27 protein-coding genes are annotated in these 19795 nt (G+C 70.2%); 8 read left to right on the top strand and 19 right to left on the bottom strand.

What is annotated here, in order from left to right:
* Positions 1–105 precede the first annotated feature (105 nt).
* From pyrB to ACXJJV_RS03180, 3 genes are all read left to right on the top strand, one after another.
* Positions 106–1035 (top strand): aspartate carbamoyltransferase, encoded by a 930-nt coding sequence (pyrB, locus tag ACXJJV_RS03190; protein WP_456466732.1) that lies wholly within the window; start codon positions 106–108, stop codon positions 1033–1035.
* A gap of 12 nt (positions 1036–1047) precedes the next feature.
* Positions 1048–1506, top strand: a complete 459-nt coding sequence (pyrI, locus tag ACXJJV_RS03185; protein ID WP_456466731.1) for an aspartate carbamoyltransferase regulatory subunit — start codon at positions 1048–1050, stop codon at positions 1504–1506.
* A 74-nt stretch (positions 1507–1580) separates the two neighbouring features.
* Positions 1581–2498: a selenium metabolism-associated LysR family transcriptional regulator gene (locus tag ACXJJV_RS03180; protein WP_456466730.1), complete on the top strand. Its 918-nt coding sequence runs from the start codon at positions 1581–1583 to the stop codon at positions 2496–2498.
* On the opposite strand, the gene ACXJJV_RS03175 is transcribed toward ACXJJV_RS03180, so the two are convergent.
* The 5 genes from ACXJJV_RS03175 to ACXJJV_RS03155 form a co-directional block, all read right to left on the bottom strand.
* Positions 2490–2984 carry a hypothetical protein gene (locus ACXJJV_RS03175; protein WP_456466729.1) on the bottom strand — a complete coding sequence of 165 codons (495 nt, stop codon included), beginning with the start codon at positions 2982–2984 and terminating at the stop codon, positions 2490–2492. The genes ACXJJV_RS03180 and ACXJJV_RS03175 overlap by 9 nt on opposite strands.
* Positions 2981–4522 carry a dihydropteroate synthase-like protein gene (locus tag ACXJJV_RS03170; protein WP_456466728.1) on the bottom strand — a complete coding sequence of 514 codons (1542 nt, stop codon included), beginning with the start codon at positions 4520–4522 and terminating at the stop codon, positions 2981–2983. Before ACXJJV_RS03170 ends, ACXJJV_RS03175 begins: the two co-directional genes overlap by 4 nt.
* A complete protein-coding gene (locus ACXJJV_RS03165; protein WP_456466727.1) occupies positions 4519–5250 on the bottom strand; it encodes a dihydromethanopterin reductase (acceptor) in 732 nt (243 codons plus the stop codon). Before ACXJJV_RS03165 ends, ACXJJV_RS03170 begins: the two co-directional genes overlap by 4 nt.
* A gap of 15 nt (positions 5251–5265) precedes the next feature.
* A complete protein-coding gene (gene mtrF, locus ACXJJV_RS03160; RefSeq protein ID WP_456466726.1) occupies positions 5266–5496 on the bottom strand; it encodes a tetrahydromethanopterin S-methyltransferase subunit F in 231 nt (76 codons plus the stop codon).
* Positions 5497–5610: 114 nt separating this feature from the next.
* On the bottom strand, positions 5611–6009 hold the full coding sequence (locus ACXJJV_RS03155) for an aconitase X swivel domain-containing protein (RefSeq protein ID WP_456466725.1): 399 nt from the start codon (positions 6007–6009) through the stop codon (positions 5611–5613).
* Positions 6010–6063: 54 nt separating this feature from the next.
* Here ACXJJV_RS03155 and ACXJJV_RS03150 point away from each other — a divergent pair, with 54 nt between their 5' ends.
* Genes ACXJJV_RS03150 through cutA form a run of 5 tightly spaced genes read left to right on the top strand, consistent with a single transcriptional unit; the run spans position 6064 to position 9719 of the window.
* Entirely contained in the window at positions 6064–7149 is a 1086-nt protein-coding gene (locus tag ACXJJV_RS03150; protein ID WP_456466724.1) for a DUF512 domain-containing protein, read from the top strand.
* 15 nt (positions 7150–7164) lie between these two features.
* Entirely contained in the window at positions 7165–8103 is a 939-nt protein-coding gene (cofD, locus tag ACXJJV_RS03145) for a 2-phospho-L-lactate transferase (protein ID WP_456466723.1), read from the top strand.
* Positions 8100–8807, top strand: a complete 708-nt coding sequence (locus ACXJJV_RS03140) for a SagB/ThcOx family dehydrogenase (RefSeq protein ID WP_456466722.1) — start codon at positions 8100–8102, stop codon at positions 8805–8807. The genes cofD and ACXJJV_RS03140 overlap by 4 nt, the downstream gene beginning before the upstream one ends.
* A gap of 8 nt (positions 8808–8815) precedes the next feature.
* Positions 8816–9394 carry a HemK2/MTQ2 family protein methyltransferase gene (locus tag ACXJJV_RS03135; RefSeq protein WP_456466721.1) on the top strand — a complete coding sequence of 193 codons (579 nt, stop codon included), beginning with the start codon at positions 8816–8818 and terminating at the stop codon, positions 9392–9394.
* 22 nt (positions 9395–9416) lie between these two features.
* Positions 9417–9719, top strand: coding sequence for a divalent-cation tolerance protein CutA (gene cutA, locus ACXJJV_RS03130; protein ID WP_456466853.1), 303 nt, complete (start codon positions 9417–9419; stop codon positions 9717–9719).
* On the opposite strand, the gene ACXJJV_RS03125 is transcribed toward cutA, so the two are convergent.
* Genes ACXJJV_RS03125 through ACXJJV_RS03060 form a run of 14 tightly spaced genes read right to left on the bottom strand, consistent with a single transcriptional unit; the run spans position 9714 to position 19783 of the window.
* Positions 9714–11078 (bottom strand): AIR synthase-related protein, encoded by a 1365-nt coding sequence (locus tag ACXJJV_RS03125; protein ID WP_456466720.1) that lies wholly within the window; start codon positions 11076–11078, stop codon positions 9714–9716. The genes cutA and ACXJJV_RS03125 overlap by 6 nt on opposite strands.
* 3 nt (positions 11079–11081) lie before the next feature.
* Complete coding sequence (locus ACXJJV_RS03120; protein WP_456466719.1) at positions 11082–11588, bottom strand: precorrin-2 dehydrogenase/sirohydrochlorin ferrochelatase family protein; 507 nt, start codon at positions 11586–11588, stop codon at positions 11082–11084.
* Positions 11589–11600: 12 nt separating this feature from the next.
* The gene (locus tag ACXJJV_RS03115) at positions 11601–12374 is read right to left on the bottom strand and encodes a hypothetical protein (RefSeq protein ID WP_456466718.1); all 774 of its coding nucleotides are present in this window, start codon (positions 12372–12374) and stop codon (positions 11601–11603) included.
* Complete coding sequence (locus ACXJJV_RS03110) at positions 12371–13438, bottom strand: DUF1786 family protein (protein ID WP_456466717.1); 1068 nt, start codon at positions 13436–13438, stop codon at positions 12371–12373. The genes ACXJJV_RS03115 and ACXJJV_RS03110 overlap by 4 nt, the downstream gene beginning before the upstream one ends.
* Positions 13350–14015 carry an amino acid kinase family protein gene (locus ACXJJV_RS03105; protein WP_456466852.1) on the bottom strand — a complete coding sequence of 222 codons (666 nt, stop codon included), beginning with the start codon at positions 14013–14015 and terminating at the stop codon, positions 13350–13352. Before ACXJJV_RS03105 ends, ACXJJV_RS03110 begins: the two co-directional genes overlap by 89 nt.
* Positions 14016–14017: 2 nt before the next feature.
* Positions 14018–14221, bottom strand: a complete 204-nt coding sequence (locus ACXJJV_RS03100; RefSeq protein WP_456466716.1) for a hypothetical protein — start codon at positions 14219–14221, stop codon at positions 14018–14020.
* Positions 14166–14669, bottom strand: a complete 504-nt coding sequence (locus ACXJJV_RS03095) for a hydrogenase maturation protease (RefSeq protein WP_456466715.1) — start codon at positions 14667–14669, stop codon at positions 14166–14168. The genes ACXJJV_RS03100 and ACXJJV_RS03095 overlap by 56 nt, the downstream gene beginning before the upstream one ends.
* On the bottom strand, positions 14657–15784 hold the full coding sequence (mfnA, locus tag ACXJJV_RS03090; RefSeq protein WP_456466714.1) for a tyrosine decarboxylase MfnA: 1128 nt from the start codon (positions 15782–15784) through the stop codon (positions 14657–14659). The genes ACXJJV_RS03095 and mfnA overlap by 13 nt, the downstream gene beginning before the upstream one ends.
* On the bottom strand, positions 15781–16578 hold the full coding sequence (locus ACXJJV_RS03085) for a DUF7839 domain-containing protein (protein ID WP_456466713.1): 798 nt from the start codon (positions 16576–16578) through the stop codon (positions 15781–15783). The genes mfnA and ACXJJV_RS03085 overlap by 4 nt, the downstream gene beginning before the upstream one ends.
* Before the next feature lie 4 nt (positions 16579–16582).
* Complete coding sequence (gene nikR, locus ACXJJV_RS03080; RefSeq protein WP_456466712.1) at positions 16583–17014, bottom strand: nickel-responsive transcriptional regulator NikR; 432 nt, start codon at positions 17012–17014, stop codon at positions 16583–16585.
* Between the two features lie 59 nt (positions 17015–17073).
* The gene (gene yjjX, locus ACXJJV_RS03075) at positions 17074–17592 is read right to left on the bottom strand and encodes an inosine/xanthosine triphosphatase (RefSeq protein ID WP_456466711.1); all 519 of its coding nucleotides are present in this window, start codon (positions 17590–17592) and stop codon (positions 17074–17076) included.
* Entirely contained in the window at positions 17570–18034 is a 465-nt protein-coding gene (locus tag ACXJJV_RS03070) for a phosphopantetheine adenylyltransferase (protein WP_456466710.1), read from the bottom strand. The genes yjjX and ACXJJV_RS03070 overlap by 23 nt, the downstream gene beginning before the upstream one ends.
* Positions 18031–19047, bottom strand: coding sequence for a hypothetical protein (locus ACXJJV_RS03065; protein WP_456466709.1), 1017 nt, complete (start codon positions 19045–19047; stop codon positions 18031–18033). The genes ACXJJV_RS03070 and ACXJJV_RS03065 overlap by 4 nt, the downstream gene beginning before the upstream one ends.
* Entirely contained in the window at positions 18956–19783 is an 828-nt protein-coding gene (locus tag ACXJJV_RS03060; protein ID WP_456466708.1) for a DUF192 domain-containing protein, read from the bottom strand. Before ACXJJV_RS03060 ends, ACXJJV_RS03065 begins: the two co-directional genes overlap by 92 nt.
* Positions 19784–19795: the final 12 nt, after the last annotated feature.

The following is a 19795-nucleotide window of genomic DNA, read 5'->3' as shown; positions in this document are numbered from 1 at the left end:
GGAGGTAGGGGGTGACGATCACCACCGATGACCTCCCGCCCTCCAGCCGGGGGCACACCCCGCGCACATTTTTAACCCTCACCGCGGGTCACGCGGAGGGTTCCCGTGCTCGAGGACCGTCACGTGGTCTCCGTCCGCGATTTCACCCGGGAGGAGATCGAGATCATCCTGGACCACGCGGAGCGGATGGAGGAGGTCTACGAGCGGGGCGGCGACGACCGGCTCTCCGGTAAGGTGCTCGCCACCCTCTTTTTCTCCCCGAGCACCCGCACCCGGCTCTCTTTTGAAACGGCCATGCTGCGGCTGGGCGGGGACGTGATCTCGCTCGTGGGGAAGGAGGCCGCGTCCACCGCCAAGGGTGAGAACCTGGCGGACACGGTCCGCACGGTCGAGAAGTACTGCGACGCGATCGTGCTGCGGCACCCCAAGGAGGGCGCGGCCCGGCTCGCGGCGGACTACGCCAGCGTCCCGGTCATCAACGCGGGGGACGGGGCGAACCAGCACCCGACGCAGACGTTCCTGGACCTGTACACGATCAGGAAGGAGAAGGGCCGGATCGAGGGCCTGAAGGTGGGGCTGATGGGCGACCTGAAGTACGGGCGCACCGTCCACTCCCTCGCCTACGCGCTCGCGCTGTTCGGGGCCGAGATCCACCTGATCTCCCCGGAGGAGCTGCGGATGCCCCGGTACATCGTGCGCGAGCTCGAGGAGGCGGGCGCGGCCGACGTGGAGGAGCACCGGGACGTCCGGCCGATCCTGGACGAGCTGGACGTGCTGTACGTGATCCGGATCCAGAAGGAGATGTTCCCCGACCCGGAGGAGTACGAGCGGGTCAAGGGTAGCTACCGGATCACCCGGGAGCTGATCGAGGAGCACGCGCGCGAGGATCTGATCATCATGCACCCGCTGCCGCGCGTGGATGAGGTGGACCCGGACGTGGACGAGCTGCCGCAGGCCCGCTACTTCGACCAGGTGAGGAACGGCGTGGTCGTGCGGATGGCCCTCCTGGACCTGCTGCTCGGGGGCGCGGAGTAGGGGGTCCGGCCCGTGCCGCTGAAGGTGAGGAGGATCGAGAACGGGACGGTGCTGGACCACCTGCCCCCGGGCACGGCCCCGCTGATCCTCGACATCCTGAACGTGGACGTGGAGCGGACGACGGTGCTCATGGCGATCAACGTGGAGAGCTCGAAGATGGGCCGCAAGGACATCCTGAAGATCGAGGGCAAGTTCCTGGAGGAGGAGGAAGCGAACCGGGTGGCGCTGATCGCGCCCAACGCGACGGTGAACATCATCCGGAACTACTCCGTCGCGGAGAAGTTCAAGGTCAAGCCGCCGGAGCGCATCGAGGGCATTGTCCGGTGCCCGAACCCGAACTGCATCACGAACGACGAGCGGGAGCCGGTGGAGCCGGTCTTCATCCGCGAGTCCACGGACGACCTGGAGTACCGCTGCCGGTACTGCGAGCGGGTGATCCGGGCGGAGCAGCTGCGCGAGCTGCTGCGCTGATCCCCCACAACACCCTTAACGGAGCGAACGGGGGTGTCGATACCGGGTACTAGTTAATCTGGAGGGTGAGCGGGATGTCCGACCCCCGGTTCAGCTACTTCAAGACTTTCCTGGAAGTGGTGCGCCGCAAGAGCTTCTCCCGGGCCGCCGAGTCTCTGGGGATCACCCAGGGCACGGTCAGCAACCAGATCGAGACCCTGGAGCGGTTCTTCAACGCGCGCCTCTTCACCCGAACCCCGGAGGGAGTGGAACTCACGGAGGAGGGCGAGGTGGCGCTCGAGGCCATCGAGAACGCCGTCGAGGCCATCGAACGCGCCCGGGACGAGATCTCCGCCATGTCCCGGGAGCCCTCCGGCAAGGTCCGCGTCTCCACGAGCACCGTCCCCGGCGGCTACCTCATCCCCGGCAACATCCGGCAGTTCCGGGCCGAGTACCCCAAGGTGGACGTCGTCATCCGCGTGTGCGACTCGCGCGAGGCCACGGAGCACGTGATGAACGGGGAGGCCGACGTCGCGATCGTGGGCACGGACGCCTTCGTCCGTAAACGGAGCCTCGAGGTCGTCCCCATCGCCTCGGAGGAGCTCGTCCTCGTCGTCCCACCCGACCACCGGCTGGCGGACCGCGGCACCGTGTCGGTGGAGGAGATCATCGGAGAGGACTACGTGAACCGCGAGAAGGGCTCCGGCACGCGCGAGGAGGTCCTGAAGTACCTGCGCGAGCACGATCTATCCTTCGACGACTTCAACGTCGTGGAGGAGCTGGGCAGCACCGAGGCCGTGGTGACCGCGGTCAGCCAGGGAGCCGGCATCAGTATAGTCTCCGAGCACGCGGCCAGGCGCGCGGAATCCTCGGGACTGGTCAAGGCGGTACGCCTCTCCGACCGGCCCCGCCGACTGTTCTACGCGATCAAGGCCGAGAGCCCGCTGCACCCGACCGCCACCGAGGTCTTCTGGGAGTTCCTGCTGGAGGAGGCCGAGCTCGAGTCACCGTAGCAGCAGCCCACGGAGTGCGCGAGCCCGCTCCCTCACGGCCTCCAGCGGGTCCTCGAACCCGTGCGTGGGTAGCTCGCCGCCCCGGTAGTCCGGCGCCACGACCCGGCCCGCCCCCACCCGCACGCCCAGATCCCAGCACAGCTCCCTCACCAACCGATCCTCGGCCCGCACCGAGCCAGAGACCGGGGCCTCCTCTCGCCACGCGTCGAGCACCCGGTCGAGGAACCTTCGGAGGTCCCGGTCCCGTCCCCCGGCCAGCACCCAGGCGCGCAGCCCCGTCTTCACCACCTCGGAGAAGGACGCCGCCGAGGCCGGAATGACGGACCGGGCGCGCCCCGGCGAGACCCGATCGATCAGCTCCCAGGGAACCACCAGCAGGTCGGCCTCGACCTCCCTCAGCTCGGACGGGTCCGGGCGCGCGAGCTCCACCTCGAGCCCCACCATCCTCAAGATCCGCGCGTAGTACGGCGTCGAGACGACCCTCAACGCTCCTCCTCCCTGAGCCGATCCAGCTCCCTCATCAGGGCGTCGTACCGTTCAATCCCACCCTCCTGCACGTACCGACCCCGGGACCGCAGCCGCTCCTCCGCCCGAGCCAGCTCGTACCCCAGGTACACCGCGTGCTCCGGCCGGGAGACCAGCCCCAGTGAGACCAGCGCCAGCCCCAGCTCCAGCCCATCCTCGGACTCCAGCCGGAGCCCACCCTCGCCCCGGTGCACGTGCTCCGCCACGATCACACCGCGCTCGTGGTTCACGTCGATCACCACGCTACCCCGAGGGTCCCGGGGCGCGTCCCGGACGAACCGACCAGCCGGCACCCCGGACGATCGCGACGACTCCACGTGCTTGTCCTTGAACACGAGCAGGTCCACGCCCAAGTCCTTCGGGTATCCACCGGCCCGGTGCGCGTAGTAGCACATCCGACTCGCGACGGCCAGCTCCAGCGTGCTCATGACCGTCTTCCCGCTGGCCTCCGGCGTGAAGACGATCGAGGCCTCCAGCTCCACGGCCAGCTGCGCGCACAGGGCGGAGGCCCCGACCGAGTCCGCGTCGATCAGCTCGATCACGTTCCCCGCCCCGAAGAAGAGGGGGGCGTCCGGGAACCGCCGCGCCACTTCCCACGCCCGGCGGAGGGACCGCAGCACCTCACCGGGCGGGTCGAGCAGCGGGTCCAGGATGTACTCCACCCCGACCCGCTCGCACCGCTCCACCAGATCCTCCAACTCTCGGAGCGCGGGCCCGATCCGCCGGGAGCGAGGGATGAGCACTACCGGCACCTCGTACTCCTCGGCCACGTTGATGGGCTCCTCCATCCCCGGACCCGCGCTGAGGATCAGCTGCGCCCCCGCCTCCACCCCGGCCTCGATCAGTCCCGCATCGCCCGCGTCCACGCTGACGGCGGCCCGTTTCCCCACCCTCTCCCGCACCTCCTCCACCACCTCCGACACGCGCCCCGGGTCGGCCTCGTGGAACCCAAGGTCCACGATCTCGGCCCCGCACCGCACCCGACGCTCCGCCTCCCGGGCCACCTCCTCCGGGTCCCGATCGTCGGCGAAGATCTCGGAGAGCACCCGGGGCCGACAGCCCCGCGCGATCCGGATCGGTCCCACGTCGACCCATCGGTCCTCGGGGATCTCCCGCTCCGCCTCCCGCAGCCGCCGTCCCATCTCCCGCAGGATCTCCTCCCGCAGCAGCTCGCACGCGGGCCGATCCTTGGCGGGCTCGAACCCCTCCTCCATCTTCCTGAGCACCAGGGGCAGGTCGCGGGCGTCCCGTGAGCTCAACCGGAAGTCCGCGCCGAGCTCCCGATCCAGGCGCTCGACGTCCCCGCGAAACAGCCCGGGCAGGAGCACGTAGTCGTACCTGGAGAGGTCCTCGCCGCGCAGGTGCCGGAGCACGAACCCGGTGGTCATCAAGGCGGCCACGTCGATCGGCAGCACCCGCACCTCGGCCCAGTCGAACTCGGCCGCGGCCCGCTTGACCGCGGGCGCCGCCTTGCGACCCGTCAGCAGCAGTACCCTCATCGGAGCTCCCCGAGCGCTTCCGGGATCTCACGCGGGTGGCGCAGCACGCGGACGCCCTCCATCCGCTTAAGCCGGGCGAGGTTCCGCGCGTCCACCTCCCGGATCCTCATCCGGTACGTCTCGCCGCCCCTGATGGCGCCCTCCGGGCATGCCCGCTCGCACGCGCCGCAGCCCTCGCACTCGATCAGTCGGATGAAGGCCTTGCCGTCCATCAGCTCGATCGCGTCGTTCGGGCAGGCGTCGACGCACCGCCCGCACCCGGTGCACCGGTCCCGGCGCACCATGTACGGGGTGATGGTCTCGATCACCTCGCCCGGCTCCCCGTAGTCGCAGGGGACCACGAGCACCGGCACGCCTCCCTTGCCCGCCTGGGCGACGGCGTTGGTGACCAGGGTGTCCGCGATCCCGTGAACGATCTTCGCCACCGTGTTCGAGGTAGTGGGGGAGACGATCAGGGCGTCGTACTTCCCCATCGCGAACCGTCCCACGATCGGGCAGCTGGCCCCCTCCTCGCGCTGCGTGAACACCTCCCGGTAGTGACCTCCCGGGCAGATCTCCCGCAGCTCCCGCCAGAGCCCGAACATGCGCACGACTTCCTCTCCAGCCTGACTGAGGAACGCGCTGACGCGATGCTCCCTCGCGAGCCGTCGCATGGTGCGGAACGTCTCGACCAGAAGGTGGGCCGCCCCGGTGATGGCCCAGCCCAGGCGCAGGGACAACCCGCCCACCCGAAAAAACGGGGATTAGTAGGCCAGAAGCAGCAGGGGCACCAGCAGCACGCAGGCGAAGATGGCGCCGCAGATCATGCCCCAGAACCGGTTCGCGTTGAGTCCGAAGAACAGGCGGGCGTCCCTACCGAAGAACTGCGAGGAGTCGCGCACGTCGTTCACGTAGTGCTCGGCGCGGTCGGTGTCCGCCATCGCGGGGGCGCCGATGATGACCTCCTTCAGCTCGGAGCCGCCCTCCTCGGCCATGTCCGGCTCACCCCCGCAAGCTAAATCCTGGGAGCCTTTTCAACGTTGCGACACCGGGCGATGAGGAGGTGGGCCCGACGGATCGGTGACGACGGCTGGCGTTCCCCGAGCCCCCTACGCCTCCAACACACCGCCGGGCAGCACCCGCACGACGTCACCGGTGCTCAGCCGCTCCACCGGGTCCCGGTCGGGTCGGTGCAGCAGGGGCACCCGGCCCAGCACGCACCCCACGATGAGGATCGGCTCCGCCTCCCGGACGACGATCGCCGCCGGCGCCCGACCCCGCTCGGCCAGCTCCATGATCACGTACGACCCCACCGTCGACCCGCGACCCCCGGGCAGCACGAGCACCTTCCCGGTCACCCGCTCCCCGTGCAGCTCGTGCGTCGGATCGACCACCTCGCCCGTCTCCGGGTCCACGCCCCCCAGGAACGACAGCCGCTGCCGCGAGACCAGGGCCTCCGCCTCGATCTCCTCCTCAACGTCCACCACCGGCTCGCACTCGATGCGCAACCCCTTCACCCCCTCGGGGGGACCACCATCCCGTACGAGATCGACGAGCGGGGCGTGGCGCACGAGATCGACGAGCTCGACCTGGACATGATCGAGGAGCCGGAGGATCTCGCCGTCATCCCACCGTCCGAGCGGGCCGGACCCTGCGGAAACGCGTGCGTGTTCTGCTACATCCCGCAGAACCCGCCCGAGGTGCTCCGGGAGCACGGCGGGCGGGTCGGCACCACCCGACACGACACGCTCAACGACCCCGACCTGGAGCGACGCATCGAGACCGCCCGGGACCGGTACCCGGACCTCCGGCTCCGGGTCGTGGACACGGCCGGGAACGTGGGCCTGGACGGGGAGCGGCTCGAGTCGCTCGCGGCCGCCGGCCTGGACGAGCTCCAGCTGTCCCTGCACACGACCAACCCGAGGACGCGCGTCCGCCTGATGCGGAACCCGGAGGCGGACCGGGTGATCGAGCTCCTGCCGCGGTTCGAGGAGGTCGGTATCGACCTGATCGCGGACCTGGTGCTGACCCCGGGATATAACCTCCGGGAGCTCCCCGAGACCTGCCGGCGGCTGGAGGAGGCGGGGGCCCGGCAGGTTCGGGTGTTCCCCGTGGGCGGCACCCGACTCGCCCGGGGCTTCCGGTTCCCGACGGAGGAGGAGCTCCGGTGGATGTGGGAGACCGCCCGGGAGCTGGACCGGGAGCTGGACCTGGAGGTGGTGCCCGCCCCGACGATCCGGGCGCTCCTGGGCGAGCCGGCCTGCGAGCCTCCGGAGCTGCCCGAGCCGGACGTGGAAACCTACCTGGTGGTGGGGGAGCTGGCGGCCCCCATCTTCGAGCCGGCGGTCCGGAACCTGGAGAGCGTGGAGCTGGTGGTGGTCGAGAACCGGGTGTTCGGGGGCGTGATCGGGGCCTCCAGCCTGCTGACCGCCAAGGACGTGCTCCGCGAGGTGCGCAGGGTGGAACCTCGGAGCGACTGCCCGCTGCTGATCCTACCCGACGCCATGTTCGGACCCGACGGGAGGACCCTGGACGGGATGCCCCGGGAGGAGCTGATCGGCCGCCTCGCCGCGCTCGGGTTCACCGTGATCACCTGCCGGACGCCCGATGAGGTGGCCCGGGTCCTGGCCGCCCCGGCCCCGTGGTGACCGGGGGTGAGGCGCATGGAACCCCGCGTGTGCGTGCTCTCCGGGGGCACCGGAACCCCCAAGCTGCTGCGTGGACTGCGGGAGTTGGAGGCGGACTTCTTCGTGATCGTGAACACCGGGGAGGACCGAGAGCTGCTGGGCCTCCACATCTCCCCGGACGTGGACACGGTCCTGTACACCCTGGCCGGCATCGTCAACGACGAGACCTGGTACGGGGTCGACGGCGACTCCTTCCGCGGTCACGAGTTCCTGAGGGAACGGTTGGGCGTGGACGAGTCGCTGCGGATCGGGGACGTGGACCGCGCGTTCAAGCAGTATCGCACGTACCTGATGAAGTGCAAGGGGATGCGGCTGTCGGAGGCCGTGGACGAACTCCGCCGGCGCCTCGGGATCCGGTGGAAGGTGTACCCGATGACCGACGACCGCGTCGTCACGATCATCGTAACGGACGAGGGTGAGATGCACTTCCACGAGTTCTGGGTGGAGCGGCGCGGCCAGCCGTCGGTCGACGACGTCCGGTACGACGGGTCGGAGGAGGCGTCCGCCCCCTCCGAGGCCGTGGACGACCTGCTGCGGTCGGACGCCGTGCTCATCGGGCCCAGCAACCCGGTGACCAGCATCGGGCCCATCCTCTCCATCTCGGACCTTCGGCACGCCATCCGGGAGAAGCCGGTCGTGGTCGTCTCGCCCTTCATCGGGAACGAGCCCGTCAGCGGGCCGGCCGGGAAGCTGATGCGGGCCGTGGGGTTCGAGCCCAACGTGCGCGGCCTGATCGACTACTACCGGGGCTGGGGGATCGATCCGGACGTGCTGATCATGGACGAGCGGGACGACGTGGAGCCGCCCGAGGACGTGGAGGTGGTCCGCACGGACACGATCATGAAGAAGGAGGAGGACTCCATCCGGCTGGCCAAGGAGGTAATGAGCGTCCTCCGGGAGGTTTCACGGGCTTGAAGAGGCGCTTGGTGGCTGTCCTCCTGACCGCCCTCGCCCTGGCCACCACGGCGCTCGGGGTCGGATGGTACATGCTCTCCGGACCTGGGGAGCCCCAGATCCCGGTCAAGGCTCGGGTCAAGCTGCCGAAGCCGATGCAGATGGACATGCCCCTCTCCGAGGCGCTCGAGAAGCGCCGCTCCATCCGGAAGTACCGGCCCGAGCCCCTCACGCTCCGGGAGCTCTCCACCGTGCTGTGGGCCGCGCAGGGGATCACCGACCCCCGGGGCTTCCGCACCGCGCCCAGCGCCGGGGCCCTGTACCCGCTCCGCGTCTTCGTGGTGGTCAAGAACGTGAAGGGGCTCGAGCCCGGCATCTACGTGTACGACCCCAAGACCCACACGCTGGGGCTCGTCAAGCGGGGCGACTTCCACCTGCAGCTGCAGCGGGCGTGCCTGGACCAGGAGTGGGTCGGCCAGGCCGCCGTGAACCTCGTCATCGTGGGGTACGAGCGCGTCCTGCGACCCCGGTACGGCGACCGCTCCTTCCGGTACATGGCCCTGGAGGCCGGTCACGTGGGCCAGAACATCTACCTGGCGTGCACCGCCCTGGGCCTCGGGACCGTGGCCGTCGGCGCCTTCCACGACGAGGAGGTGAAGCGGATCCTCGGGATCCGGGCCGAGGACGCGGTCCCCCTGTACGTGTTCCCCATCGGGCGCCGGTGAGCTTGGGCGTGCGCGTGCGCGACACCGTGCGCTACCGGGGCCTGAGGCTGCTCGTGTTCGAGCACGTGTACCCGCCCTCCGACGACTCCTTCCTCCTCGCCGAGCACCAGGGCGTCGCGCGCGGGGACCGCGTGCTCGACGTCGGCACCGGGTGCGGCATCCAGGCCCTCGTGGCGGCCGACCGGGGCTGCGAGGTCACGGCCGTCGACGTGAACCCCGCCGCCGTCCTCTGCACCCGATGGAACGCGCGGCTGAACGGGCTGCGGGTCCGCGCGCTGGAGGGGGACCTCTTCGAGCCCGTGGAGGGCGAGCGCTTCGACGTGGTGCTGTTCAACCCACCCTACCTGCCGGCCGGGGAGCTCCCTCGGGACGACCCCCTCTCTGCGGCCACCGAGGACCCGGCCGTGATCGAGCGCTTCCTGCGCGGGCTGGCGGACCGGCGGGTGGAGTGGGAAGAGGCCCGGATCGTCGTCTCCACGCTGACCCCGGAGGAGCACCTCCGACCCCTGGACCGGTTCGAGGTGGAGACCGTGGCCCGACGGCGCCTGTTCTTCGAGGAGCTTAAGGTCCTGGCGCTGAGACCCTGACGCGGGGGCGGCCCGGTTGTACGTGCTCGTCTACTCGACCGCCGGCGACCGGGAGGAGGCGAAGCGCATCGCCCGACGGCTGATCGAGGAAGGCCTGGCCGCCTGCGTCAACATCTGGCCGATCGAGTCGGTGTACGAATGGGAGGGGGAGGTGGAGGAGGACGAGGAGGTGGCCCTCCTCGTCAAGACCACCGCGGAGAAGGCGGAGCGGGTGGTTCGCAGGATCGTGGAGCTGCACTCGTACGACGTGCCGGCGGTCCTGGTCGTACCCGTGCTGGGCGGTCACGAGGAGTTCCTCGAGTGGATCAAAGAGCAGGTCTCATGAGCGCTCCCGGAGCAGCCTCAGCACCCAATCCAGCTTTCGTTCCGCCTCCTCCCACGCCCGCCGGACCCGCTCCTTCATCTCCTCGAAGTCCTCCGGGTGCTCCTCCCCGATGACCTCCTTCACCTTGGTGTAGGCGGACTCCCGGAACTTGACGTCCACGCGCTCCTCCCGGCCCTCACGCTCCAGGTAAACGCCCTCCCCCTCCTCCACCCGGCCCACCACGTCCGCCCTGACCCCGGCATCCTCCAGCACCTCCACGCAGCGCTCCGCCACCTCCTCCGGCGCCACGACCATCAGCATGTCCAGCGAGAGGCCCAGGTAGTCGATTCCCAGCTCGTCGAGCATCTTCATGACCCGCTCGTTCACGAGGTCGCGGACCCGTTCCTCCTCGAAGACCAGGCGCACCCCGGCGGTCTCGGAGATCTCCGTCGCGTCCCCGCGGATTCCACCGTTCGTGATGTCGGTCATGGCGTGCACCTCGGGCAGCAGACCGGCCTCCCGGAGCGCCTCCACCGCGCGGACGAAGTCCACGTTCAGCGTCTCCCGGACCACGTCGTAGTACCCGTGGTAGATCGCCGTCGTGGAGATTGTACCGCCGCCCGCCCCCTCCGTGAGCACGATCAGGTCCCCAGGCTCGGCCCCCCGCCTGGGTGTCAGCTCCTCCGGCCTGGCGGCCCCCACGCACGCCACGCCCGCGACGAGCCTCCTCCCGTGCACCATGTCCCCGCCGACCCGGAGCGTGCTCCCCGCCAGGATCGGGACTCCCGTGGCCGCGCAGACGGCCGCGACCCCGGCCGTGAAGTCGAACAGCCGCCCCACGTCCCCGTCGTCCGCCAGGTGCAGGTCGACCAGCACCCCGACCGCCCTCGCCCCGTTGACCAGCACGTCCCGCATGGCCGCCCGCGTCGCGTGGAACCCCGCCAGGAACGGAAACTCGCTCAGCCGGGAGTGCATCCCGTCCACGGCGCTCACCAGCACCCGCTCGTCCTCCCCGAGCCGCACGGCCCCGGCGTCGTCCCGCTCCTCCGGGGACACCAGCGCGCCCTCGGCCGCCCGGGCGGCCAGCCGGGTCAGCAGCTCGTGCACGAAGAAGTCACCCTCACCCCGGGACCCCACGCCCATCTCTCCCATCGTGACCCCGGAGGACGGGGGGCGCAGTAGCCGCCCCAGCTCCCCGTCGAGCCCGTGAGCGCGGCGCACGTGCCTTACCTCGTCCAGAACCGCGGACGCGAACTCCCTTACCCGCTCCTCCGACCAGTCCCGCTTCCAGATCCGAACGAGCCGCTCCAGCAGCTCCCGAACCTCCCCTTCGCCGGACCCGGACTCAAGCAGATGCAGGGCCAGACCCTCCAGGTCCATCGCTCACCCGCCCCGAGACAGCCCGGTGAGCTCGGAGATCACCCTGTCCAGGGACCAATCCCGGGCCTCCTCCGGGAGCCTCCCGGCCCGCTTCAACAGCTCCCCCATCAGCTCCGCCGCGAGCATCCTCAGGGCCCGGGTGACCCGGGGCTTCCCCGTGGAGACCGCAAGCAGGGCGTCCCCGCTCCTCAACACCGACGGGAACCTCACCCTGGGATTTCGAACGTCCACCCGGTTGACCAACGGTAGCTCCCGCTCCAGCCGCTCGTTCAGCCCCGGATCGTCCGTCGCCGCCACGTACAGGTCGGCCGGGGGCAGGTTCTCCGGGGACTCGACCCGACGCCGCAGGTGGCCCACGCCCAGCTCCCTCACCCAACCCGGCCGGTCGGGTGAGACCACGGTCACGTCGACGCCCAGGTCCACCAGCGTGCGGGCCTTCCGGCGGGCCACGGACCCCGCACCCACGACCACCGCCCGGTCCACCCGCACCACCAGGGGGACGTAGGGCATTCGGACGGCCCCCTACACGTTCGGGATCTTACGGTCCCACTTCGGCTCCTTGAGGAGCTTCTGGCCGTACACCCTTCGGCGCCGCTCCGGACTCATCCGGAGCAGCTCCCGAACCAGCTCCGGCGCGTCCTTCGGCTGGATCCGCAGGCTCGGGTTGAGCCGGGGTGTCCCCACCACCCCGTGCACGTCCACCGGGATCACGCCCAGGTACTCCCCGCTGCCCATGTCGAACGAGGAGGCGAGGCCCAGGCTGGCCTCCCCGCGCAGCAGGGTCCGCTGCACGGCCTCGAACCCGCACACGTACTCCCGCACCGAGGGTTCCACGATCTCGTACCCTTGCATCTCCAAGATCTCCCTCAGCTCCTTGTCGTGCCGACGGGCCGCCCCGCACCGGCGCTCCGGCATCACGATCCTCCGGGTCCCGCGCGCCTCCGGGACGGGCTCGGTCTCACCCGGCTCCTCCTCCTTCACGTCTGGGAACAGCTCGAACACCCTGTCGATGGTCTCCTCCGGGCCGCCAACGACCAGCACGTCGTCCCCCGGCCGCGCCCTCACCAGCTGCGCCACCCAGGGCGTGATGCACGTGGAGGACAGGCACCCCTCCGGGGTCACCGTGCCCGTGATCGCGTTGCCGTTCACGCTCGTCTTGAAGCCGATCAGCCGCTTCAGCTCGAAGTGCAGGTGCATGGGGGCGTGACCGGTCCGGAACACGTAGATCCGGTCCGGCTCCCCCATGAACAGCCACCGTGGGTCCAGCTCGTCGGTCGCGTCCACGAACACCGTCAACGCCCGGCGGCCCCGGTCAGGTACATCGCGGGCCCGTAGGCCGGGATCATCCGGTCCGGGACTCCTCGAGGCTCCCGGCCCAGCCCGAACTCGGAGCGCCGGGGACCCATCCCGATCACCTCCTCCACCTCGTCCCACCCCATCGGGGCGACGTTGCAGCACCCGTGACCGCCGTCCCGGTACACCTCCTCGTTGCTCAACCGCCCCTCCACGAACGCCCGGACCTGCTCCTCGAACCGGGACCGGTCGAGCTTCCGCGAGTGGTGCTCGTACACCCCCACCACGCGCTCATCCTCGAACAGGAAGGCCGTCACGTGACCCGTCCCGTAATCGATCACCAGCAACCGCTCCGCCTCCGACTCCACCCGCCCCAGCATGGCGACCGGCAGCTTCGAGTCCATGACCAGCGGCTCGACCCCGATCCGCTCCAACTCCTCGTAGGCCGCCCGCAGCCTCGGGAAGCTCCTGGGAGGACGCTCCCGGAACACCATTTCCTCGGGCCGGCACCCGCCCTCTCCCAGGTACCTCCGGAACAGCCGCTCGAACCGGTGCCGCCGGTTGGACTCGTAGTCCGGGTGGTACCCGTGATCCTGCACGCACGCCGCCACCCACCGCAGATCCTCCAGCTCCACCCCCTCCCCCTCCAGGAACCCGAGCAGCCGGCGCGCGCGGAAGTCGTAGGTTTCGATCGTCCTCACCCCGTCCGGCAGCCCCTCCCGACCCTCGACCAGCTCCAGTCCCTCCATCCGTCGCAGCTCCTCCACGTCGTTGCTCAGGGTGAGCGCGGCGGGCAGCTCCGCGTAAACCCTCGTCCCGGACTCCATCAACCGGCGGAGCTCCCGGGTGAAGGGCCCACCGCCCATCGGCCGGCCCACCAGCCCGAGCGCCTCCGGCGGGGACCCTCGGAGGCGGCGCAGCCGCCGGGCCAGCACCGAGGTCCTTGAGGGTAGCACGAGCCGCGCCGAGTACTCCGGATCACCCGTGTAGGCGACCACGTCCGTCGTGCCCACGCCCACGTCGATCACGACGCACTCGGCGCTCCACGGGGGGGACGCGGGTTCCACGGAACTCCTCCCCCCGCATCGCCCGAAGCAGGTCCACCCGGCTCGCGGCGCTGACGACCCGCAGCTCCACCCCCTCCTTTAACGCTACCCGCGGCGCCCACGGGTCGACGGCGGTCCACCGACCCTCCAGCTCCCCGGCCGGCACCTCCCGCAGCACCCGCCCCCGCTTGTCCAGCACGCCCGGCACGTCCTTGGCGTAGACCACCCGCTCGGCGCCCACCCGCCCCGCGACCCAGGCGGCGATGGCGTCGGACGTCACGTCCCACGAGTGCGGCAGCGGGTCCCGCTCCCGCAGCACCCGGTACGGCAGCAGCACCGACTTCCCCTCCACCCGAAGATCCTCGGTGCAGGGCAGATCCAGGAGCTCGGAGAGCACCAGGCCGAGCTGATCCATGGCCAGGATGGCGGCCCAGTGCGCCGCCTCGTCGGAGAACCCGAGCTCTCGCTGCGCCCGCCGAACCGCGTCCGAGAACCGCCAGCCCCCGGGCACCACCAGCAGCTCTCCCTCGAAGTCCCGAACGGCCTCCCGCACGACCCCGGCGTGCTTGACGACGCCCGTGCCGGCCTTGAGCACCACCCTCAACGCGACGCCAACCCTTCGAGCTTCTGGCGAAGGATGCGAACGTCGGTGCGCTCGGTCTCGTCGTCGGAGCGCTCCTCGTACCTCCGGAGCTCCCTCAGCGCGCACTCCACGTCGTCGCAGCGCTCGTAGACCTCCTCCACGATCTCACGGGCCCGCCCGGCGTCCTCCAGGTAGGGACGGGCCTCCACGTAGGCCAGCATCAGGAGGTCCCTCAACCCGCTCGAGGACAACGTCCCGCACCACCCTGATCACCATCCTCGCCGCCTTCCTCGCCTCCTCGGACATGCGCTCCCCGGGGCCCACGTGAACGGGGGCGAACCCGATCAGCAGTCGCACGTTCAGCCGGGCCAGCCCGACCCGGTGACCGTCGACCCACCACTCGGGCTCCGGATCCCGAACGACGGCGACCGTCCCGGGCTCGAACCCGCCCACCACGGCGTCAACCAGCACCACCGGGTCGTCGCTCGGTGGGAGCCTCTCCAACCAAACCCCCGCCGGGACGGCCCGGAACCCCGGCGCCCGGAGCGGGGCGAGCCGTCGGGCCACGTAGTACCCGAACGCGTCGTCGCCGGAGGCGGGGTTGCCCAGGCCCACCAGGGTGAACCGGTCGGGCAGCGACCGCCGAAGCGTCTCCCTCAGCCCCCGCACTCCCTCACCACCCGGGCCACCAGGCGCAGGAACTCGGTGACGCGGTCCGCCGTCAGGTGCGGCATCATCACGATCCGGACGCCGAGCGGGTTGGAGGAGATCGACACCTTCCAGCCGTGCCGCTCGGCCTCCTTGAGCAGCCTCTCGGCGGCGTCCCTTCCGTTCAGCAGCACGTTGGCCAAGTTCAGGTGCGGCGGGTCCACGGCCGGCTCGAGCCCGAGGTCCTTGGCCGCGTCCACGACCCTCAGGGTCTCCCTGTAGCAGGCGAGGGCGATGCGCTCGTACCCCTCCTCACCCAAGGTCAGGATGTTCGCGTACAGGGCCAGAACCGGGGCCCCGGGCCGGGTCCCGACGATCGTGAACTGGCGCGAGCCCCCGCCGGAGAGGTACGGGGCGTGGACCTCGATCTCGCGCGGGAGCTCCCCGTCCCGGAAGATGATCCCGCCGGCGGGGGGCGGGACGAGGCCCATCTTGTGCGGGTCCACGGTGACGGAGGTGACGCCCTCCAGGTCGAACCCGAACCTCGGCAGGTCCCGGTACCGCCGCAGGAACGGGGCCACGAACCCGCCGAACGCCGCGTCCACGTGGAGCGGGATCCCGCGGTCCTCGGCGACGTCGGACAGGGCCTCCACGTCGTCCACGGACCCCGTCTCGGTGGTCCCCACGATCCCGACGATCAGGGCGGTGTCGCGGGTGATGAGGTCCTGAACGGCGTCCACGTCCACCCGGTACTCCTCGTCTACGGGCGCCTCGACCAGCCGCATCCGGAGCATGCGGGCCGCCTTCTCGAAGGAGAAGTGCCGGGTCTCGGGCACGATGATCTCGCGCCCGCCCGTCGCCTCCCGGGCGGCGTAGGCGGCCAGCACGTTGGCCTCGGTGCCGCCGGAGACGATGGCCCCCACGGCCTCCTCCGGGGCCGGGTGGTCGAGCAGGACCCGCGCCATCCACCGGACGCACTCGCGCTCCGCCTCGGCGGCGTTCGGAAACAGGTAGGGGTCGCCCAGGTTCACGTGCAGGGCCTCGCGAAAGACCCGGCGGGCGACGGGGTGGGGCTCCGTGCACATCGATCCCAGAACGGTCCCGTCCGAGTATCGGGAGTCGCGCTCCAGGATCACACGTACTCGATCCGGTACTTCACACCCCTCTGATCCGCCCTCCTCTTCGCCCGATGCAGCATGGAGGAGGAGAGTACCACCAGCACCCTCATCCCCTTCGCGGCGGCGATGAGGGCCCCGCTGATCACCCCGAACTTCAGGTCCGGTTCCACCTCCAGCATGTTCAGCGCGGCCCGGGCGGTCGTGCCCGCCGCACCGATCAGGTCGTAATCCTCCTCCTCGACCAGCCGCTTCAGCTTCTCCAGGTCGGCCTTCCTCGTCCCGCCCTCGCGGGCGCTCGGCACGCATACGAACACCACCTCCCCGCGCTCGAGCCCCGGGATCTCTCCCTCGATATTCGTGACGGGGACGTCCTGCCCCTCCTTCGCGTCCGCCTTCGCCACCGCCCGGGCCGTCGTCTTCCGGCTCTTGGACGCGTACAGGAGTCCGTTCTCCATGTACAGGTACACCGTGTCCCCCTCCTCGATGTCCTCGGCGGCGATGGCCGCCCACGTCATCCGGCGCCCCAGCTCCTCCGCCACCCGGGTGGAGAACCGGCGGATGTTGTTCACCGCCTCCATCGCCCGCTCCGCGCCCCGGTTCGTGAGCGCGTACTCCGCCCGACCACGCTTCTCCACGTAGCCCTCCTCGACGAGCTCCTTCACGTAGTTGTGCACGGCCTGCAGCGAGACGCCCAGCTCCTCCCCGATCTCGCCCAGGTGCACCCGGGGCTGCTTCAGACCGATGTAGGCGAGGATCAGCGTCTTCATCAGCTCCCGACGGTCCTTCAGCTCCTCGGGCACGGAGACCTCCAACCCGTTACTCCCCCTCCGTCGACACGACCGTCAGCCGGGCCTGCTCCACGCCCTTGATCCCGCGGATCCGCTTCGCCACCTCCGCGATGCGCTCGCCCGGACCCCTCATGAGCAGGATCTCCAGGCACTTCTCGTCCGAAACGTGCACGTGAAGCGTGGTGATGATCACGTCCGTGAAATCGTGCTGCACCTTCACCAGCTCCGGCTCCGCCCGCTCGTGACGGTACACGTAGGAGAGGACGCCGTAGTACTCACCCTTCAACCGATCCGTCCATTCGATGCGCTGCAGGTACTCCCTCAACGCCTGCCGGAAGATCTCCGAGCGGCTCGCGAAGTACCCGGACGCGATCAGCTCGTTCACCCGCTCCAGGAGGCCCTCCGGCACCGTGACCGAGGTGCGCACCAGGTTCTCCTCGGACCGACCCGACCGCTCCACACTCGAGCACCCCCGGCGCTCCCCACCCTCAGGTAATACTTAGTAACACCAACCGGTGGTCACCACCTTTTAACCGCTTCGAGGCTGGTCAGCGCCATCAGGGTCGCCAGCTCGCACAGGTCCTCCCGCAGCACCAGACCGGAGGAGAGGACCCCCACGGCGCCCGACCGCCGACCCACCTCGCTCACCCCGGCGAGCTCGGAGAACGCCTCCCCCACCTCCTCCCCTTCCAGCGCCCGTCGACGCACCTCCTCCGGCAGCTGAAAGCCCGGGCTGGTCCCCACCGCCTCCCGCCCCTCCGGGTCCCTCAGCACGGCCACGTGCAGGTCCACGTGCGTCTCCCCCACCTCCACCAGGCCCGCCTCCAGGCCGACCGCGTAGCACCCCTCCTCCCACGCCCCCCGCGCCCGGTTACGCGCCCCCCGAACGACCTCCCTCCACCCCACGGGCTGGTCCGACACGCCCGACTCCACCTCCGTCCCCTCAACCTCCACCTCCCGATCCGGGAAAAACCGCAGGAACGCGCGCCGCACCCCGCGCACCTTCACCGGATTCTCACTCCCCACCCGAACGCGCACCGCCCTCCCCCCGCCTCAGCTTGGTCGAGGAGATCCGCTCACCGTCGCGATCCAGCACGAAGGGAACGACGACGATCGCCAGCGGATCGAGGCCGCGCTTCCGGCGCTTCTCGTTGATCTCCACGGCCACGGGCTCGGTCTCCGGGCTCACCACGATCGCCTCGAGCTCGGGGTCCTCCAGGGTGATCCCGTACCGATCGTCCAGCGGCACGATCTCCACCCTGTCCTCCGCACCCCGCTCCCGCACGAACCGCCGAATCCTCCGCACCCGACGCTCGTAAGGCTCCACGCCCCGCTTGCCCTCCCGGCGCACGAACGCGTCCGTGGTGACCCCGATCACGACGCGCTCGCCCAGGCGCAGGGCCACGGAGAGGATTCGACGGTGACCCGGGTGTAGTCGGTCGAACGTGCCCCCTACGGCCACCTTGGAGAACCTCCTCAACCCTCCCCACCCAGGATGTCCATGATGGATCTAAGCGCCTCCCCCACCTCCAGGAACCCGTGCCGCAGCTCCCGAAGCACCCGTTGGATGGAGGCGCGGCGGAGGTGCGGGTGCCGCTCGTGCACCTGGTGCAGCAGCGGGCAAGAGTACCGGTACTCGTGAAACCCGTCCAGCTCCGCCTCGACCAGCCGTCGCAGCTCGAACTTGGTCTTGGCCAGCGCGGCGGGCACGTGCAGCCTCAGTCGGTCCCCGTCCCGCTGCACGCAGTGGCTCCCCGTCGGCAGCCCGTCCCCGAAGGCCACGACGTCGGTCCCCGCGTGCCTCACGGCGAGCCTCCGGATCCGGTCGTTGCAGCGCCCGCAGGGGTGGATGCGCCCCTCCTCCAGGGACCGTCGGACGATGTCCGAGAAGTCCGACTCGATGAACCGGGGCTCGGCGTCGAGCCACCGGGCGAGGAGCTCGACGTTCTCCCGCATCTTCCGCGGGAGGATCATCGGCCCGGGGTCCACGGTCAGCGGCTCAACCTCGTAGCCGAGCTTGCGGAGGATGAGCGCGGAGGCGGTGCTGTCGTAACCCCCGGAGACGGCCACCGTGATCCGGTGCCCGCACGGCTCCAGTCCCTCCCACTCCTCCCAGAAGTCCCAGCGCCGCTCCCCCAGCAGCCGCTCCCGCTCGAGCCGAATCCCGTGAAGGATCCGCTCCAGCTCCGGGACGCGCTTGAGTGCCCGCTCCACGGCCTCCCGCGCCAGCTTCAGCCGGTAGAGGCGCGTCCTCAGGTCCGTCCAGGCTTGAACCACCACCCGCTCCAGATCCAGCTCCTCACGGAGCCGCCCCGCCACGTATCCCCCGGGTCCGATGAAGTACGACATGTCCGAGCGGTCGGCGCCGACGATGACGAGCGTTCCGTCCTCCCACCGAACGTCAACCACCTTGGGCTCGGTCCGGCTCTTCGCGCCCGCCTCCCTTCTCAGCCTCTCCACCCTTTTCATCAGCTTCCTCCGCTCCCTCCTCACGCCGCATACCCCAGCGCACGGCCTTCGGCTCCTGACGGTACACCAGGCTTTCCTTCCGCTCCGGGGAGAACTCCCGCACGATCTTCGCGACCCGCTCGGCGTCCCGCACCATCACGACCAGCGAGTGATCGTCCGAGAGCAGCTTGGACCGGCCCTCGATCACCTCCACGGCGTCGCCGAACACGTCCTTGATCGTGTCCACCACGATGTACTTGTCCTCCCCGGACACGTGGATGCAGCCGGTTTCCTTGTTGTAGTACACCTCACCGTTGAGACCGGACTTGGCGATGGCTTTCATGACAACCTCGGCCAGCCTCCTCGTGACCTGCTTGCGGCTCAAAATTTTAACCGCCAGCTCCGCCTCCAGGTCCCCGGCGACGACCCGAACGCGGTCCCCCACCTCCGTCCCGCTCCGCTCGATCGTGCCCGCGGGCAGCTCCACGATCTCCTCCGCCGCCTCCCGGGGGACGTACACGCGCCAGGGGCGGAGGTTCTCGACGGCGTCCACCACCTCGCCGTCGCGCAGGAAGAGCACGTCGATGGGGAACCGCATGAAGAACGTGTGGATCGCGCAGGTTCTCCGGCCGGGGCGGGAGGGTCGGAGGATCATCCCCTCCCCGAACTCCAGGCGCCGGCGGAACATCAGCCCCCGGAGCCGGCGCAGGAAGGTGTCCGCCACCTCGGCCCGGTGGGCCAGCACCACGCCCCGGCTCTCGTTGATCACGGCGGCCCTCAACGCGACGGCCCC

It is taken from the genome of Methanopyrus sp. (genome assembly GCF_053997775.1).
The sequence above is the reverse complement of the archived record's forward strand: the minus strand, read 5'-3'. Positions and strand labels throughout refer to the sequence as shown.